This is a genomic window from Streptomyces abyssomicinicus (assembly GCF_008974245.1).
Classification (GTDB): domain Bacteria; phylum Actinomycetota; class Actinomycetes; order Streptomycetales; family Streptomycetaceae; genus Streptomyces; species Streptomyces abyssomicinicus.
Genome location: NZ_BBZI01000009.1, coordinates 346,557 through 364,109 on the forward strand (window position 1 = coordinate 346,557; position 17,553 = coordinate 364,109).

The following is a 17,553-nucleotide window of genomic DNA, read 5'->3' on the forward strand; positions in this document are numbered from 1 at the left end:
CCGTGACCGGCTCCGGACCCGCGTCCGGGGGAGTGCCGGGCCGCACTCCGGCCCTCGCCACGCCGCACCGCTCGGCGCGGACCCCTCAGCCCGTCCCGCTCAGCCCTCCCGCTCAGCCGTCCCGCTCAGCCCTCCGTCTCCGCCGCGATCCGCCCGGACCGCACAGCGGCCACCAGATCCGCGTGATCGGCCTCGGTCCGGTCGGCGTAGGCCACCGCGAACGAGGCCACCGCCTCGTCCAGCTCCCCGTTCTTGCCGCAGTACCCGGCCAGCAGCCGCGGGTCGGCGCTGTGGCTGTGCGCACGGGCCAGCAGGGCGCCGGTCATCCGGGCGTAGTCGTCTATCTGCCCGGCGGTCAGCGAGGTGGCGTCCACGCTGCCCTTGCGGTTGCGGAACTGGCGCACCTGGTAGTGCCGCCCCTCGACCGTCGTCCAGCCGAGCAGGAAGTCGCTGACCACCTGCATGTGCCGCTGCCCCAGCACCACCCGGCGGCCCTCGTGCTCCACCGGCGGTGTGGCCGTCCCGGCCGCCGCCAGGTGCGGCAGCAGCGCCGAGGGGCGGGCCTCCTTCACCTGGAGGACCAGCGGCTCACCACGGTGGTCGAGCAGCAGCACCACATAGGAACGGGTACCGACGCTGCCGGTGCCCACCACGCGGAACGCGACGTCGTGCACCGCGTACCGGGCCAGCAGCGGCAGCCGGTCCTCGGGCAGCGTGGCGGTCCAGCTCTCCAGGGAGAGCGCCACCGCCGCGGCCTCCGCGTCCGGCACCCGCCGCAGCACCGGCAGTGCCTCCACGAAGCGCCGCCCACCGTCCGGCGCTGCCTCCGTGGACCTGGCGGCGAACCGCCCACTGGTGTTGGAACGTGCCTTGGCGGCCACCCGCTCCAGCGTGCCGAGCAGGTCACGGGCATCGGCGTGCGAGACGAGCCGCTCGTCGGCGATGGCGTTCCACGCCTCGGCGGCGGGCATCCGGGCCAGCAGCCGCAGGGTGCGGCGGTAGGAGCCCGCCGCGTCCCGGGCGGCCTCCCGGCACCCGTCCTCGTCCACGCCCGCCTCCCGGCCGGCCAGCACCAGCGAGGCGGCGAGCCGCTTGAGGTCCCACTCCCAGGGGCCGCGCACCGTCTCGTCGAAGTCGTTGAGGTCCATCACCAGGCCACCGCGGGCATCGCCGTAGAGGCCGAAGTTGGCGGCGTGGGCGTCTCCGCAGATCTGCGCCGTGACCCCGGTCACGGGGGTGCGCGCCAGGTCGTACGCCATCAGGCCGGCCGTGCCCCGCAGGAAGGCGAAGGGGCTCGCGGCCATCCGCCCCACCCGCAGCGGGGTCAGCTCGGGTATGCGGCCCCGGCCGGACTCCTCCACCGCGCGCAGCGCGTCTGGCCGCCCGGGAGCGAGGTCCAGGCGGGCGTGCTCCGCCCGGGGAACCGCCCGGCGCAGCGCCTTGCCGCGCGCCTTGGCACCGGCCGCCCCGCCGGGCACGGAACAGGGCGCGAACCCCCGCACCACCGGCAGCCGCGGCCCGCTCCCCCCGGTCTCCCGGCCTTCCAGCGGCTGTCCACCCTGGCGCTGCCGGGGCGGCGCGGCCGTCGTCCCTGTCCCCGTCTCCACCCCGGTACCGGCCACCGGACCACCTTCTCCCGCACCACCGAACAAGCGAACGGCGCTGACGCTATCGCCGTGCCCCCGCCCGCGACAGGGCAAGGATCGACCAGTGACCGGCGGCCGGTGATGGCGGACCGGTGCCCGGGGCCGGTGGTTCACGCCGAACTGTGGGGGACCGCACACAGCAGTGTTCCTCGGCGGGGCCCGGGTTCCCCGCCCACCCGACGCCCGCCCTGACCATCGGACATCAGGCATGGGCATCAGACATCAGGCATCAGGCATCAGGCATGGACATCAGGCTGGGGCATCGGGACATAAAGGAACGGGCGGCATCGTGATCACGATGCCGCCCGTTGCCCTGTTGTGCGCGAGGGGGGAGTTGAACCCCCACGCCCTTGCGGGCACTGGAACCTGAATCCAGCGCGTCTGCCTATTCCGCCACCCGCGCATTGGGTGTGCCTTCCGGCTTCGGCCCTTTCGGCGCCGCCGCCTTCCGACATGCAGAACATTAGCACGCCTCCTGGGTGGGTTCACATCCCTTTTCGGCGATGATCCACAAGACCCTCCCAGGTCCTGGGCCTACAGACTGGTTTACGTATCAACCTTGTACCGGTCCATGTAGTCCTCCCCACAGAGGAGACCGCTCCGTCCACAGGTGCGGGACACTGGTCGTGGACCGCCCGTACGATCCAGGGACAGGACCGAACAGCAGCACCGAACAGCAGCAAGCGGCAAGACCCGCCGAGCAAGTTCGAAGGCGGACTTCGCAGGGAACCTTCGCAGTCAGCGCAGTCGGCCACAGTCGGCCGGAAGCGGCGACCGCACGGAGCCACACTTGGGCCGACAGGGGGAACCAGGCGATTCACGTCCGCGTGGATACGATCAGTAAGCAGTACCGGAAGCGGTACCCGCAGCGGCACCCGCTGCACGGCAAGGACAGGGACGGAGGAGGTGCCCCATGGGAGTCCTGAAGAAGTTCGAGCAGCGTCTCGAAGGTCTGGTCAACGGCACCTTCGCCAAGGTGTTCAAGGCCGAGGTCCAGCCCGTGGAGATCGCCGGCGCGCTGCAGCGCGAGTGCGACAACAACGCCACGATCTGGAACCGGGACCGCACCGTCGTCCCCAACGACTTCATCGTGGAACTCAGCACACCCGACTACGAGCGGCTCAGCCCGTACTCGGGCCAGCTGGGTGACGAGCTGGCCGGCATGGTGCGCGACTACGCCAAGCACCAGCGCTACACCTTCATGGGCCCCATCAAGGTCCACCTCTCCAAGGCCGACGACCTGGACACGGGTCTGTACCGGGTCCGCAGCCGCACCCTCGCCGGTTCCACGGACCAGCAGGGCGCGCCTCCGGCCGCGGGCGGTCCCGCCCCCGGCGGCTACGGCTACCCGGCTCCCGCCGCGGGCCGGCCGGGTGCGGCCGCCCCGCCTCCCCCGATGCCCTCCACCCCGCCCGGCATGGGCGCCCCGGGCGCGCCCGGGGGCTACGGTTATCCGCCCGCGGGCGGACGCCCGGCAGCGGGTCCCGGAACGGGCGGACCGGCGGCAGGCGGACGCACCCGCTTCTGGATCGAGGTCAACGGCAACCGCCACCAGATCTCGCGTCCCACGCTGGTGCTCGGCCGGTCCACCGACGCCGACGTCCGCATCGACGACCCCGGGGTCTCCCGCAGACACTGCGAGATCCACACCGGAAACCCGTCCGTCGTGCAGGATCTCGGTTCCACCAACGGCATCGTGGTGGACGGACAGCACACCACCCGCGCTACGCTCCGCGACGGCTCGCGGATCGTCGTGGGCAGCACCACCATCATTTACCGGCAAGCCGAAGGGTGAAGCGGGGGCAATGTCAGAGCTGACCCTCACGGTCATGCGGCTGGGTTTTCTGGCCGTCCTGTGGCTGTTCGTGATCGTGGCCGTGCAGGTCATCCGCAGTGACCTCTTCGGCGTGCGGGTCACCCAGCGCGGTGCCCGCCGCGAGGCCGTTCGGCCCGCGGAGCGGGCCGGCCGCCAGCCCGCCGCGCCGCAGCCGCAGGGCCGTCAGGCCGCCGCGGGCGGCCGACGCGGGCGGAACACCCCGACCAAGCTGGTGGTGACCGAAGGCACCCTGACCGGCACCACCGTCGCCCTCCAGGGCCAGACGATCACCCTGGGCCGCGCCCACGACAGCACGATCGTGCTGGACGACGACTACGCGTCCAGCCGCCATGCCAGGATCTACCCGGACCGCGACGGCCAGTGGATCGTCGAGGACCTCGGATCCACCAACGGCACGTTCATGAACCGGAACCGGCTGACGACTCCCGTGCCGATCCCGCTGGGCGCGTCGATCCGCATCGGCAAGACCGTCATCGAGCTGCGGAAGTAGTACGAGAATGAGCGAGCGGAGCGAGCACGCGGCACACGTCCCCACCCAGGACGCCGGCGCGCTCCCGACCGGAGGGTGGGCAGGGTGGCTCGACAGGACCGGCTGCGGCTTTCCCCGCAACAGCCGTCGGAACAACCGGCGGGTGAGGTGCGCATGAGTCTGTCACTGCGTTTCGCCGCCGGATCGCACAAGGGAATGATCCGGGAGGGCAACGAGGACTCCGGCTACGCCGGTCCGCGCCTGCTCGCCATCGCCGACGGCATGGGCGGCCAGGCCGCCGGTGAGGTCGCCTCCTCCGAGGTGATCTCCACCATCGTCGCCCTCGACGACGACGTCCCCGGTTCCGACATCCTTACCTCCCTCGGCACGGCCGTGCAGCGCGCCAACGAGCAGCTGCGGATCATGGTCGAGGAGGACCCCCGTCTCGAGGGCATGGGCACCACGCTCACCGCCCTGCTGTGGACCGGCCAGCGCCTCGGCCTGGTCCACGTCGGCGACTCCCGCGCCTACCTCCTGCGTGACGGCGCCCTCACCCAGATCACCCAGGACCACACCTGGGTGCAGCGTCTGGTCGACGAGGGCCGCATCACCGAGGAGGAGGCCACCACCCACCCGCAGCGCTCCCTGCTGATGCGCGCGCTGGGCAGCGGCGACCACGTCGAACCCGACCTCTCCATCCGCGAGGTCCGGGCGGGCGACCGGTACCTGATCTGCTCCGACGGCCTGAGCGGCGTGGTGTCCCACCAGACCCTGGAGGACACCCTCGCCAGCTACCAGGGGCCCGACGAGACCGTCCAGGAACTCATCCAGCTCGCCCTGCGCGGCGGCGGCCCGGACAACATCACCGTGATCGTGGCCGACGTCCTCGACCTGGACACCGGCGAGACCCTCGCCGGGGCGCGGCTGTCCGACACCCCCGTGGTGGTCGGCGCGGTCGCCGAGAACCAGGTCAGCAACGACAACGGCGCCATGCAGACGCCCGCCGGCCGCGCGGCCGGCCTGGGCCGTCCCGCGCCCGGCCAGGGCGGCGAGTTCGGCCCGCCCGGCAGCGGCGACACCGGCTACCTGGCCGGCGGCGAGAACTTCCGCGACTGGACCGACGAGGACCTCGCCAAGCCCCGCAAGGGGCGCCGGTGGCTGAAGAGATCGTTCTACACGGCGCTGGCGCTCGGTGTGATCGGCGGCGGCCTGTACGGCGGCTGGCGCTGGACGCAGACCCAGTTCTACGTCGGCACCAACGACGAACACGTCGCGCTGTACCGGGGCATCAGCCAGGACCTGGGCTGGGTGTCGCTCTCGAAGGTGGAGAAGGACCACCCCGAGATCGAACTCAAGTACCTGCCGGCGTACCAGCAGAAGCAGGTCAAGGCCACCATCGCCCAGGGCGGACGCGGCGAGGCGGTGGAGAAGATCGAGGAGCTCAAGGTCCAGGCCTCCGCCTGCCGCAAGAACGCCGAGCAGCAGGCCGCCGAGGAGCAGAACCCGAAGGGGAAGAAGCCCGCGGACTCCGCCGAAGCCACCAACCCCGACGCGGTGACCGCGAGCCCGTCCCCGACCAAGAACACGACGTCCGCTCCCAGCCCCGGCCCCAGCCTCTCCGAGGAGGAGATGAAGCTGGTCTCGCTGTGCGGCGATCAGTAGGCAAGCCGTGAGGGGCCCTGGAACACGATGAGCAGTAGTACCCATCAGACGTCCACCATCGGCGCCGTCGGCGCGCCCAGCCGGCGCAACACGGAACTCGCGCTGCTGGTGTTCGCCGTCGCCATCCCGGTCTTCGCCTACATCAACGTGGGCCTGGCCATCGACGGTTCGATCCCGGCCGGGCTGGCCACCTACGGCCTGAGCCTGGGCGCCATGGCCGCCCTCGGCCACCTGGCGGTGCGCAAGCTGGCGCCGTACGCCGACCCGCTGCTGCTGCCGCTGGCCACCCTGCTCAACGGGCTCGGCCTGGTCGCCATCTGGCGGCTGGACCAGTCGGAGCGGCTCCAGGCCCGCGACGCCTTCGTGGAGGCCGCGACCAACCAGCTGATCTACTCCGGTCTCGGCATCGTGCTGTTCGCGGCCGTGCTGTTCCTGCTCAAGGACCACCGCGTCCTGCAGCGCTACACCTACATCTCCATGCTCGCGGCGCTCGTCCTCCTGCTGCTGCCGCTGGTCCCAGGACTGGGCGTCAACATCTTCGGCGCCAAGATCTGGATCAAGGTCGGCGGGTTCACCATCCAGCCGGCCGAGTTCGCCAAGATCGTGATCGCGGTCTTCTTCGCCGGCTACCTGATGGTCAAGCGGGACGCCCTGGCCCTGGCCAGCCGTCGTTTCCTCGGTCTCTACCTGCCGCGCGGCCGCGACCTCGGCCCCATCCTGGTGGTCTGGGCGGTCTCGATCCTGATCCTGGTCTTCGAGACCGACCTCGGTACCTCGCTGCTGTTCTTCGGCATGTTCGTGATCATGCTGTACGTCGCCACCGAGCGGACCAGCTGGATCGTCTTCGGTCTGCTGATGTCCGCGGTCGGCGCCGTGACGGTGGCCACCTTCGAGTCGCACGTCCAGCAGCGCGTCCAGGCCTGGCTCGACCCGATGCGCGAGTGGGAGCTGAGCCGCCAGGGCGTGGTCGGCCACACCGAGCAGTCACAGGAGGCGCTGTGGGCCTTCGGCTCCGGCGGCACCCTGGGCAGCGGCTGGGGCCAGGGACACTCCGACCTGATCGGCTTCGCCGCCAACTCCGACTTCATCCTCGCGACCTTCGCCGAGGAGATCGGCCTGACCGGTGTGATGGCGATCCTGCTGCTGTACGTGCTCATCGTGCAGCGCGGCATCCGCACCGCCCTCGCCGCCCGCGACCCGTTCGGCAAGCTGCTGGCGGTGGGCCTGTCCGGCGCGTTCGCGCTCCAGGTGTTCGTGGTGGCCGGCGGCGTGATGGGGCTCATCCCGCTGACCGGTATGACCCTGCCGTTCGTGGCGTACGGTGGTTCGTCCGTCATCGCCAACTGGGCGCTCATCGGCGTGCTGCTCAGGATCAGTGACACCGCACGACGGCCCGCGCCCGCCCCGGCTCCCAACCCCGACGCCGAGATGACCCAGGTGGTCCGACCGTGAACAAGCCCCTGCGCCGGATCGCGATCTTCTGCGGCCTGCTGATGCTGGCCCTGCTGCTGCGCGACAACTGGCTCCAGTACGCCCAGGCCGACGCGCTCGCCAAGGACTCCGACAACCGCCGGGTCCGCATCGAGCGCTACTCGATCCCGCGCGGCGACATCATCGTCGACGGCAAGGCGATCACCGGCTCCAAGCGCACCGACGGCGAGTTCCAGTACAAGCGGACCTGGAAGAACGGCCCCATGTGGGCGCCGGTCACCGGCTACTCCTCGCAGGCGTTCGACTCCAACCAGCTGGAGAAGCTCGAGGACGGCATCCTCACCGGGAACGACGACCGGCTCTTCTTCCGCAACACCCTGGACATGCTCACCGGTGAGGAGCGCCAGGGCGGCAACGTCGTCACCACGCTCAGCACCGCCGCCCAGAAGGCCGCCTGGAACGGGCTGAAGGGCAAGAAGGGCGCGGCCGTCGCGCTCGACCCGGCCACCGGCAAGATCCTCGCCCTGGTCTCCGCGCCCTCCTACGACCCGTCGACGTTCGCCGGCAGCATGAACTCCGACTCCGAGGCGTGGAACTCGCTGCAGAAGAAGAACAACGAGGACGACCCGATGCTCAACCGGGCGCTGCGCCAGACGTACCCGCCCGGTTCCACCTTCAAGGTCGTCACCGCGGCGGCCGCGCTGGAGGAGGGGCTGATCGACGACATCGACGCCTCCACCGACAGCCCGGACCCGTTCCCGCTGCCGCAGTCGTCCTCCAAGCTCACCAACGACCACGGCGTCTGCGAGAACGTGAGCCTGCGCGAGGCGATGCGCATCTCCTGCAACACCGTCTTCGGCAAGATCAGCGACGAGCTCGGCAACAAGACGATGATCGAGCACTCGGACAAGTTCGGGTTCAACGAGGAGATCTTCACCCCGGTCCGCGCGGACGCCAGCATCTACCCCAAGGACGTCCCGCCGCAGAACGCCATGGCGGGCATCGGCCAGGCGTCCAACCGCGCCACGCCCCTGCAGATGGCCATGGTCGCCGCCGCCGTCGCCAACGACGGCAAGCTGATGAAGCCGTACATGGTGGACCAGCTGCGTTCGGCCGACCTGGACACGATCGAGAAGACCGAGCCGGAGGAGCTCTCCCAGGCGGTCTCGCCGGAGAACGCCCAGAAGCTGCAGGACATGATGGAGACGGTCGTGGAGACCGGCACCGGCACCACCGCGAAGATCCCCGGTGTGACCGTGGGCGGCAAGACCGGTACGGCCCAGCACGGCGAGAACAACGAGAAGAACCCGTACGCCTGGTTCATCTCGTACGCGAAGGACTCCAACGGCAAGTCCGTCGCGGTCGCGGTGGTCGTCGAGGACGGTTCCGCGGTCCGCGAGAACATCTCCGGCGGCGGCCTCGCCGCGCCCATCGCGAAGGACATCATGGAAGCCGTGCTCGGCAAGTGATGGCCGGGGAGTGACTCCCGCCGCCTCTCCGTCACCCACCGCGACGCCCGCGAGGGCCGTCCATACCGGTCGTGTATCGGGTGACGGGCGTGGCCGGGCGAGACACCGCGAGCCGGGTACGGTATGCCCGGACGGCACACCGCCGAATCCATGAAGGGTGCGGTTGGGACCGACGGAGAGGGCTGGTAGGTAGCTATGGAAGAGCCGCGTCGCCTCGGCGGCCGGTACGAGCTGGGCCATGTGCTCGGCCGTGGTGGCATGGCGGAGGTCTACCTCGCGCAGGACACCCGGCTCGGCCGCACCGTGGCGGTGAAGACGCTACGGGCGGACCTCGCACGTGACCCGTCGTTCCAGGCCCGGTTCCGCCGTGAGGCCCAGTCGGCCGCCTCGCTCAACCACCCCGCGATCGTCGCGGTCTACGACACGGGCGAGGACTACATCGACGGGGTCTCGATCCCGTACATCGTCATGGAGTACGTCGACGGCTCCACCCTCCGTGAGCTGCTCCACAGCGGGCGCAAGCTGCTGCCGGAGCGGTCCATGGAGATGACCATCGGCATCCTCCAGGCGCTGGAGTACTCCCACCGCAACGGCATCGTCCACCGCGACATCAAGCCGGCGAACGTCATGCTGACGCGCAACGGCCAGGTCAAGGTGATGGACTTCGGCATCGCCCGCGCCATGGGCGACTCCGGAATGACCATGACGCAGACGGCCGCCGTGATCGGAACCGCCCAGTACCTCTCCCCGGAGCAGGCCAAGGGCGAACAGGTCGACGCGCGTTCCGACCTGTACTCCACGGGCTGCCTGCTCTACGAACTGCTCACGGTCCGTCCCCCGTTCGTGGGAGATTCCCCGGTCGCCGTCGCCTACCAGCACGTGCGCGAGGAGGCCCAGCCGCCGAGCGTCTTCGACCCCGAGATCACGCCCGAGATGGACGCGATCGTCCTCAAGGCGCTCGTCAAGGACCCGAACTACCGCTACCAGTCGGCCGACGAGATGCGCGCCGACATCGAGGCCTGCCTCGACGGCCAGCCGGTCGCCGCCACCGCGGCCATGGGCTCGGTCGGTTACGGCGCCGGTTACGGCGGCTACAACCAGGGCTACGGCGACGACCAGCCCACCACCGCCATGGCCCCGGCGGGCGGCGCCACCTCGATGCTCCCGCCGATGAACCCCGACGACGGCGCCTACGGCTACGACGGCGACCGTCCCGACCGGCGGCGGCAGAAGAAGAACCAGCAGTCGACGATCCTGCTGATCGCCGCCGCCGTGCTGGTGCTGATCGGCGCGATCCTGATCGGCCGGTACATCGTCGCCGACAACGACCCCGCCCAGGCCACGGTGCCCAACTTCGTGGGCAGCACCAAGGCGGAGGCCCGGGACCAGGCGACCAACGTCGGGCTGAAGGTCACCTTCAGCAACAGGGAGTGCGAGGAGCAGGAGAAGGGACGCGTCTGCTCCCAGGACCCTGACAAGGGCACCAAGCTCGACAAGGGCGAGTCGGTCGCGCTGGTCGTCTCCACCGGGATGCCCAAGATCGAGGTGCCGGACGTCGTCGGCAAGAGCCGGGACGAGGCGACCGAGGAGCTGGAGAAGGCCGGCTTCGAGGTCACCGTGACCCCCGAGGTCAACGCCCAGGCGGAAGAGGACACGGTCACCGACCAAGACCCGGGCGACGGCACCGAGCTGGAGAAGGGCGCCGAGGTGACCATCACGGTCGCCAAGCCGCCGCAGCAGGTGAACGTGCCGAACGTCATGGGCAAGACCTGTGACGAGGCCAAGCGGGACCTCGAGGCTGACGGTCTCACCGGTCAGTGCGACAGCCAGCCGGCCGACACCACCGACCCGAACATGGACGGCAAGGTAGTCGCGATGTCCCCCTTCCAGCCGGGCCAGAAGGTCGACGTGGGCTCTTCGGTCACGCTGAAGGTCGGCAAGCTGAAGGAAGCCCAGCAGCCCGTCCCGGACGTGCAGGGCAAGCCGCTGAAGGACGCCCGGAAGATGCTGGAGGATGCCGGGTACCGCAACATCCAGCCGTCGAAGAACGACCCGAACGGGATCGTGGCGGTGCAGTCGGTACCGGCCGGCACGACGCCGGACCCCAACACGCCGATCGTGCTGATCATCCCCTGACCGGTTGATCATCTGAGGCTCAGGGCCCGCTCACCCCACGGTGGGCGGGCCCTCCCCGTGTCCGGGTCCGGGTCCACTCAGGCCGTCTTCCTCACGCGCAGCCAGGACGCCGCGGCCTTCAGCCCGGATCCCGCCGCCAGCCCCCACGCAGCGCCCGCCGCGCCGCCGAGGGCGAACCCGGTGAACAGCAGGGCCACCGACAGCAGCGAGAAGACGACCTGCACCGGCAGCGTCTCGCGCGGGCTGAGCACCCGCAGGGTGAGCAGTGCGCTCACCCCGAAGCCCATCAGCAGGTACTGCGTCCCCGTGGCCGGCAGCAGCGCGGCGACCGCGGGCCACGTGTCGCCGAGGACCTGGCGTCCCCAGCCGTCGGGGAGCAGCAGCCACAGGCCCGCCCACGCCCCGCCGGTGGCCGCGAGCGCGACGCCGAGCAGCAGCGTGGCACGTGTCACCGCCCGCCCTCCGCCGCCGAGGCGGGTCAGCAGCGGCGGGCCGAAGGCGTTGGCGGCGCCGAAGAACACGTTGAGCGGGCCGAACAACGCCGAGGCGCCCCGCAGCGCGCCCACCGCGAGGGGCGTGCCGACCAGGCCGAGGGCGAGCACCGCGAGCTGGCTGGAGCCGTTGCCGACGGCGAACTCGACCACGAACCGCCGGCCCAGGTGCCCGCGCCGCAGGTAGGCACGGGTTCCAGCGCCCGTTCCGGTGCCGGTCCCGCTCCCGGTGCTGCCCCGGGTGCGCAGGACCCGCCTGAGCAGCAGCGCGGCGACGGCCAGTGAGGGCAGCGCGGCGGCCCCCCAGGCGAGGATCAGCCGCGCCGCGTCGGCACCGTCGGGCTGGGCGGCGAGGAGGCCGACGGTGGCGAGCAGCCGCAGCCCGTCCGAGGCCAGTGCGTGGTGGGGCCGCCGGAGCAGCGAGAAGCAGTAACGGACCGCGTCCTGGAGGAGGACCACCGGCAGCACCGCGCCCAGCGCGGTCAGGGCGCGGCCCGTCCCCCCGCCGAGCCAGAGGCCGGTCGCCGCCAGCACGGCCGCGGCGACCAGCGAGGCCGGCACGGTGAAGGCGAGCGCCGAGCGGCAGGCGGCCTCGCGGGCCTCGCGCACCAGGACCAGCGCCTGGCCGACGTAGCTCATGAAGAGCCCGAGGGTGACGGTGAAGACCAGGTAGACCATGGAGAACTGGGCGAACCCGGCCGCGGTGGAGACCCGCGCGGCGAGGATCAGCACCAGGATGTTGGTCAGCCCGGCGGCGGCCTGGTCGAGGACCGACGCGACGACGGCGGCCGGTCCACGCAGGCCACCCCCGCCCTCGTCCTCGTGCTCGCCCCCGGCTGCGGCTTCGGCTTCGGCTCCCGACGCCTTGGCGTCCCCCGCTCCGTCGTCCCCCGCTCCGCCATCCGCTCCCCGGGTCACGGGCGGCCCGGTCACGGCCGGTCTTGCGGCAGCGTGACGGTCTGCAGGCCGAGCGTCGGCTGGTCGTCGTGCTCGTGCGGGATGTAGGTCGGCTCCGCGCGCCGGCGCGGCTCGGGCGCCGGGGGCCGGGGCTCCTTGCGCCGGTTCTTCTGCTTGCGGCCCCGCCCCCGGCCGTCCCGGGCCGGCTCGGTGTCCTGGCCGCGGTGCATCACCGCGCCGAGGACGGTGCCACCCGCGCCGACGATCAGGTCGCGCAGCCGTGCGAGCTGGGCGCGGTGCACGCCGCGCGGGTCGCAGACCACCAGGACGCCGTCGACCCGGTCGACCAGGGCGAGCGCGTCGGCGTAGGCGAAGACCGGGGGCGTGAGGACGATGACCGTGGCGTGCGCGTCGTCGGCCTCGGCGACCAGGCGCGAGGTCTCCGCGGAGGTCAACGCGCGGGCCACGTTGCGCACCCGGGCTCCGGGGACCAGCTCGAAGCCGCCGGACTCGCCGGCGTCCACCAGCAGACGGCGGCGGCCGGGCCACTCCTCGTCGCCCCCGCCGGACACCGCGGACTCGTCGGTCCAGGACGGGCGGGACAGCTCGTGGGCGTCCAGTTCGTGGGTGAGGAAGGGGCGGCGGAGGTCCGCCTCGACGACCAGGACCCGCTTGCCGGTCTCCGAGAAGGTCGCCGCCAGGTTGACCGCGACGGCGGCGGCGGTCCGGCTGGAGCCGCGGGGGGCGGCGACCAGCAGCCGCCGGCGGTCGGCGAACCGCCGGTCGTAGGCGAGCCGGTAGGCGATCGACCGGTACTCCTCGGCGAGCGGGGAGTCGTCGCGGTCCTCCGTCAGCAGCGGGTCGTCGGGATCGATGCGGGGCAGCGAACCGAGCACCGGGGCGCGCAGCGCACGGGCCACGTCCCCCTCGGAGCGGGCCGCCGGGTCGAAGACCAGCCGGACCCACGCGAAGAGGAGACCCAGCGCGAGACCGCCGGTGCCGCCCAGGATCAGCGACAGGGCCCAGCCGGGGCCGTCGGATCCGGACGGCGGGGTGGCCGTGCGGATCACCTTGCCGGGCGTCATGTCGAGCGATTCGAGCTTGCTGATCCGGTCGTTGAGTTCGGTGATCTTGTTGAGCAGGTTGGCCTTGACGCTGAAGTCCGACTCGGGGCTGCTGCTGGTGAGGGACGCGGCGAGTTCCTCGTGCTGCTTGGCGATCGGGTTCAGCTGCTTCTTCAGACCCTTGATCATCGAGTCACGGGTCGCCTCGGTGTCCCGGCGGCGCTCCTCGAGGTAGGACTCGACGGCGGCGTTGGCGCGCCGGGCCGCGTCCTTGGGGTCGTCGGCGGTGTAGCTGAACCGGAGCACCTGCGACTGCGGCGGGTTGGTGACCTGCAGGCCGGCGAGGAAGGCCTCCTCCCGGCCGCCGATGCCGAGCACCTCGGCCGCCCGCTCGGCGGTGCGGCGGCTTCCGGCGTCCTGCCGTTCGGTGTTCATGTCCAGCTTGGAGCTCGACTGGCTGGCGCTGAACGGGTCGTCGGTGGCCACCCGCAGGCGTACGTCACTGGTGGCGACATAGGTGTCCGCGGTGCTCAGCCCGAGCCAGGCGCCGCCCAGCAGGCCCAGCAGCACACCGCCCGCGATCAGCCGGGGGTAGCGCATCAGCTGAAGGAACTGGTCCCGCAGCAGATCCGGCTCGTCCTCCGGCACCGGCACCAGTCCGGCCGGTCCGCCGTTGGTCTCGGTCATGCTCCCGCCCCTCTCGCCTTCTCCTGCTCCCCCGCCGCCGTGCCGACGGGCCCCGCCAGAACCTCGGCCAATAGGGCGTCGTAGCGGGCCAAGCCGGCCTCACGGCCCAGATGCGCCGCCACGTGGCGGGGTCCCTGTGCTCCCAGCGCGTCGGCGGCGGCCGGGTCGGCGGCCAGTTTCCGTACCGCCTCCAGCAGCGCCGCCGGCTCCTCCGGCTCCACCAGGACGCCGGCACCGGAGCGGCGCACCTCCTCGGCGGTACCGCCGCCGTCCGCGACCGAGGCGACCACGGGCCGTCCGGCCGCGAAGTACGAGGTCAGCTTGGACGGCACACTCATGTCCAGCACCGATGCCCGCTGGGTCACCGCGAGCACGTCGGCCGCCGCCAGCACGTCGGGGAACTCCTCGTTCCGCACCGGCGGCAGGAACTCCACGTTGGGGACGCCGGTCGCCATGTCCTGGAGCGCGGCACGCTGGTTGCCGTCGCCCATCAGCACCCAGCGGACGTCCGGGTCCAGGCGGGCCGCTCCCACCAGCACCTCCAGACCCTGCTTGAGGCCCATGTTCCCCGAGTGCAGCACCACCGGCGCCGGGCCCCAGCCGAGCCGGGCGCGGGTCTCCGCGCGGTCGGCCGAGGGGGCCGCCACATGGGACCAGTTGGGAACCACGCGGATCCTCCCGCGGTCCACCCCCAGCGCCACGACGCGGTCGGCGAACGTCTCGTGGATGACGCCGACGAGGGTGGCCCGGCGCAGCACGTGCCCCTCGACCCCGGAGGCGGCGCTCGCGGCGCGGTCGCCGCCGGAGATGCCGCTCTGTTCGGCCGCCGCCCCCATCAGGTCCTGCACCACGGGGACGAACGGCACCCGCCACCGGGCGGCCAGCCGGGACGCCACCACGCCGCCGGCCAGGCTCGGCAGCTGGGCGAAGACCGCCTCCGGGGGTCCCATCCGCGGTGGGGCGGCGAGCTGGTGGCCCAGCACGGTCGCCTCGAACATCGCGCGGCGCGCGGCGGTCTGCCGTGACGGCACCAGGTGGCGCCGCCGGTGCACGCTCACCCCGTTCATCGACTCGGTCATCCGCCACCGGCCGCGGTAGCCGGGGTCGACGGACCACGACGGGTAGTGCGGCATACCGGCCAGCACGTGCGTCTCATGCCCCTCGGCCGACCAGTGCTCGGCGATCTGGGTGGCGTACGGGCCGATGCCGGTGTGTTCCGGCGCGTAGTTGGTGGAGACGAGCAGCAGGCGATGCCGGGGTATTCGGCCACCCGCCGGCTGATACTCAGTCACGTTCCGCTTCACAGGCCCCCCTTGCAGCGAACGAGCTGTTCGTCACCCTAATCGTTCACCTGTCCCACCCGAAGGGTGCACGGTACTGTCATTTCTGACGCAGGGGGGAAGAAAGCGTATCCATAGGGGGGAAACGCAAGGTGTCGGACCGCAGACCGTACCGGGTGGGTTACGCGCCCGGTGCCTACGACCTCTTCCACATCGGGCACCTGAACATCCTTCGGCACGCCCGGCAGCAGTGCGACTACCTGGTCGCCGGGGTGGTGTCGGACGAGATGGCCGAGCTGGCGAAGGCGCGCCGGCCGGTCATTCCGCTCATCGAGCGGCTGGAGATCGTGCGCAACATCAAGTACGTCGACGCGGCCTTCGTGGAGACCGTGCCGGACAAGGTCGAGACCTGGAAGCAGGTCCGCTTCGACGTCCTCTTCAAGGGTGACGACTGGCGGGGCACCGCCAAGGGGGAGAAGCTGGAGCAGGACTTCGCCGCCGTCGGCGTCGATGTCGTCTACTTCCCGTACACGGTGCACACGTCCAGCACCCAGCTCCGCCGGGCGCTGGACTCGCTCACCGCGCCGGTCCCCGAGACGGGCGAGCTCAGCCGCGGCTGAGCTCGCGGAACCACTTGACCAGGAACAACGGCAGGTAGAGCGCCGCCGCCGCCCCGAACAGGGCGTAGCCCCACAGGAAAGCCGGACCGGCCCCGAGCAGCAGGAAGACCAGGCAGAACACGCCGTGGTCGACCGGCAGCAGCGCCACCGCCCGCACCAGGGACGGCGGCGCGGCGGGGCCGGAGGGCCCGGCGGCGGCCTTCCGCTTGAGCTGCTCGGTGAGCAGTCCGCCGAAGAACGTCACGATCGCCGCGAACAGGAAGCCCAGCGGCAGCAGCAGCCAGGCCCTCTCCCACACGGCGAACTCCTCGGGCCGCAGGAAGAAGGTCAGCAGCACCACCGTGTGCAGCGCGGTGGTCTTGGCGCAGTCCACCACGTGGTCCAGCCATTCGCCCGCCGGGCTGCCGCCGCCGCGCAGCCGGGCCAGCTGCCCGTCCGCCGAGTCGAAGGCGAAACCCGTCGCCAGGGCGAGCCACACCACCGGCCCCGTCCACCAGGCCGGCTCGGCCAGGGCGATCAGGGCGATGCCGCCGAAGCTGAACAACGCGCTGACCAGGGTGACCTGGTTGGGCGTGAGGCCCATCCGGTAGGAACCCGCCGCCAGGACGCGGCCGACCGGGCGGTTGACGTAACGGGAGTAGAGGGAGACGCCCTTGGCGCTCTTCTGCGCCTGCGCCAGCCGGGCCAGCGCCTGGCGGAAGGTGAGCCGTGCGAGGGTCTCAGGGTCCTCCCGGGGGCGCCTCTCATCCGCTTCTGCCGTGCTCATCGATGCCCTCCCCCTGCCGGTCAGCTGCCGCCGCCGGCCGGGGACTTCCGGGCCGACTCGGGTATCGGGCGGTCGGTGCGCAACGCCTCCCAGACCTTGTCGGCCAGCGGCTGGGCGGGCACCACGCGGTTGGGGTCGGCGGTGTCGTACTTCACCGGCAGCATCACGGTGTCCAGGGCGGACGGGTCGATGCCCTGGAGCGACTGTCCGAACTCGGCCAGCGAGGTGAGTGACGCCAGGTCGGAATCGGTGGTCAGCGCTCCGGTGAGCGAGTCGGCGATCCTGTAGGTCTTGACCGGATCGCCCAGCAGGTCCTGTCGTCGGACCTCGCCGATCAGCGCCACCAGGAACTGCTGCTGGAGGCCGATGCGCCCCAGGTCACTGCCGTCCTTGTAGCCGTAGCGGGTCCGGACGAACTTCAGCGACTCGGCGCCGTTCAGGCGGTGCTGCCCGGGATCCAGGGTGAAGCCGCCCTTGGTGTCCTTGATGGGCTCCTTGACGTCGACCGTCACCCCGCCCAGTTCGTCCACCAGCGACTTGAATCCCGCGAAGTCGATCTCCATCAGGTGGTCGATCCTGACCCCGGACATAGTCTCCACGGTCTTGAGGGTGCAGGCGGAACCCACCTGGGAGTAGACCGAGTTGAACATCACCCGCTTCGCCGGGGAGACCTCGGTGCCGTCGGCCCGGGTACAGGCCGGGCGGTCGACCAGGGTGTCCCGCGGGATGGAGACGGCCACCGCCTCGGAGCGGCCCTCCGCGACATGCACCACCAGCGCGGTGTCGGAGCGGGCGCCGCCGACGTCGCCACCGTCCAGCGCGGCGTTGTCGCCGGCGCGCGAGTCGGAGCCCAGCACCAGGATGTTCAGCGACTCACCGGCGGCCGGCTCCTTGGCGGGGCGGTCGTCCCCCAGGGCCTCATTCAGGTCGACGGCCGTGATGTTGCCGTCCAGGTCCTCGTACATCCACCAGGCCGTACCGCCCGCGGCCAGCGCCAGCACGGCACAGGCGATCATGATGTTGCGGAAGACCTTGCGCCGCGGACGGCGGCGGCCGCGGGACCCGCGGACCCTGTCCGGCCGGTCGTCGGACCGCACC

13 protein-coding genes and 1 tRNA gene are annotated in these 17,553 nt (G+C 71.5%); 7 read left to right on the forward strand and 7 right to left on the reverse strand.

What is annotated here, in order from left to right:
* Nucleotides 1–125 precede the first annotated feature (125 nt).
* Nucleotides 126–1,547, reverse strand: a complete 1,422-nt coding sequence (locus GBN72_RS21900; protein WP_151773785.1) for a DUF2252 domain-containing protein — start codon at nt 1,545–1,547, stop codon at nt 126–128.
* Nucleotides 1,548–1,965: 418 nt separating this feature from the next.
* Nucleotides 1,966–2,049 (reverse strand) — tRNA-Leu (locus GBN72_RS21905).
* Nucleotides 2,050–2,559: 510 nt separating this feature from the next.
* On the opposite strand from GBN72_RS21905, the gene GBN72_RS21910 reads away from it, so the two are divergent.
* The 6 genes from GBN72_RS21910 (at nt 2,560) to pknB (ending at nt 10,650) form a co-directional block, all read left to right on the forward strand.
* A complete protein-coding gene (locus tag GBN72_RS21910) occupies nt 2,560–3,441 on the forward strand; it encodes an FHA domain-containing protein (protein ID WP_151773579.1) in 882 nt (293 codons plus the stop codon).
* Nucleotides 3,442–3,451: 10 nt separating this feature from the next.
* Nucleotides 3,452–3,973, forward strand: a complete 522-nt coding sequence (locus GBN72_RS21915; RefSeq protein ID WP_151773580.1) for an FHA domain-containing protein FhaB/FipA — start codon at nt 3,452–3,454, stop codon at nt 3,971–3,973.
* A gap of 153 nt (nt 3,974–4,126) precedes the next feature.
* Nucleotides 4,127–5,614 carry a Stp1/IreP family PP2C-type Ser/Thr phosphatase gene (locus tag GBN72_RS21920; RefSeq protein ID WP_151773581.1) on the forward strand — a complete coding sequence of 496 codons (1,488 nt, stop codon included), beginning with the start codon at nt 4,127–4,129 and terminating at the stop codon, nt 5,612–5,614.
* A 27-nt stretch (nt 5,615–5,641) separates the two neighbouring features.
* Entirely contained in the window at nt 5,642–7,066 is a 1,425-nt protein-coding gene (locus GBN72_RS21925) for an FtsW/RodA/SpoVE family cell cycle protein (RefSeq protein ID WP_151773582.1), read from the forward strand.
* Nucleotides 7,063–8,514, forward strand: a complete 1,452-nt coding sequence (locus GBN72_RS21930) for a penicillin-binding transpeptidase domain-containing protein (RefSeq protein WP_151773583.1) — start codon at nt 7,063–7,065, stop codon at nt 8,512–8,514. Before GBN72_RS21925 ends, GBN72_RS21930 begins: the two co-directional genes overlap by 4 nt.
* A 195-nt stretch (nt 8,515–8,709) precedes the next feature.
* Nucleotides 8,710–10,650 carry a Stk1 family PASTA domain-containing Ser/Thr kinase gene (pknB, locus tag GBN72_RS21940; RefSeq protein WP_151773584.1) on the forward strand — a complete coding sequence of 647 codons (1,941 nt, stop codon included), beginning with the start codon at nt 8,710–8,712 and terminating at the stop codon, nt 10,648–10,650.
* 77 nt (nt 10,651–10,727) lie between these two features.
* Here the strand turns inward: pknB and GBN72_RS21945 are convergent, their stop codons facing one another.
* From GBN72_RS21945 to GBN72_RS21955, 3 genes are all read right to left on the reverse strand, one after another.
* Complete coding sequence (locus GBN72_RS21945) at nt 10,728–11,942, reverse strand: MATE family efflux transporter (protein WP_151773786.1); 1,215 nt, start codon at nt 11,940–11,942, stop codon at nt 10,728–10,730.
* A gap of 128 nt (nt 11,943–12,070) precedes the next feature.
* Nucleotides 12,071–13,789 (reverse strand): lipopolysaccharide biosynthesis protein, encoded by a 1,719-nt coding sequence (locus GBN72_RS21950; protein WP_151773585.1) that lies wholly within the window; start codon nt 13,787–13,789, stop codon nt 12,071–12,073.
* Nucleotides 13,786–15,081 (reverse strand): glycosyltransferase family 4 protein, encoded by a 1,296-nt coding sequence (locus GBN72_RS21955; RefSeq protein ID WP_246212750.1) that lies wholly within the window; start codon nt 15,079–15,081, stop codon nt 13,786–13,788. Before GBN72_RS21955 ends, GBN72_RS21950 begins: the two co-directional genes overlap by 4 nt.
* Before the next feature lie 140 nt (nt 15,082–15,221).
* On the opposite strand from GBN72_RS21955, the gene GBN72_RS21960 reads away from it, so the two are divergent.
* Nucleotides 15,222–15,689 (forward strand): FAD synthase family protein, encoded by a 468-nt coding sequence (locus GBN72_RS21960; protein ID WP_151773586.1) that lies wholly within the window; start codon nt 15,222–15,224, stop codon nt 15,687–15,689.
* Here the strand turns inward: GBN72_RS21960 and GBN72_RS21965 are convergent.
* Together GBN72_RS21965 and GBN72_RS21970 are read right to left on the reverse strand one after the other, a co-directional pair.
* Nucleotides 15,676–16,455: a CDP-alcohol phosphatidyltransferase family protein gene (locus GBN72_RS21965; RefSeq protein ID WP_151773587.1), complete on the reverse strand. Its 780-nt coding sequence runs from the start codon at nt 16,453–16,455 to the stop codon at nt 15,676–15,678. The genes GBN72_RS21960 and GBN72_RS21965 overlap by 14 nt on opposite strands.
* A gap of 20 nt (nt 16,456–16,475) precedes the next feature.
* Entirely contained in the window at nt 16,476–17,552 is a 1,077-nt protein-coding gene (locus tag GBN72_RS21970; RefSeq protein ID WP_151773588.1) for an LCP family protein, read from the reverse strand.
* Nucleotide 17,553: the final 1 nt, after the last annotated feature.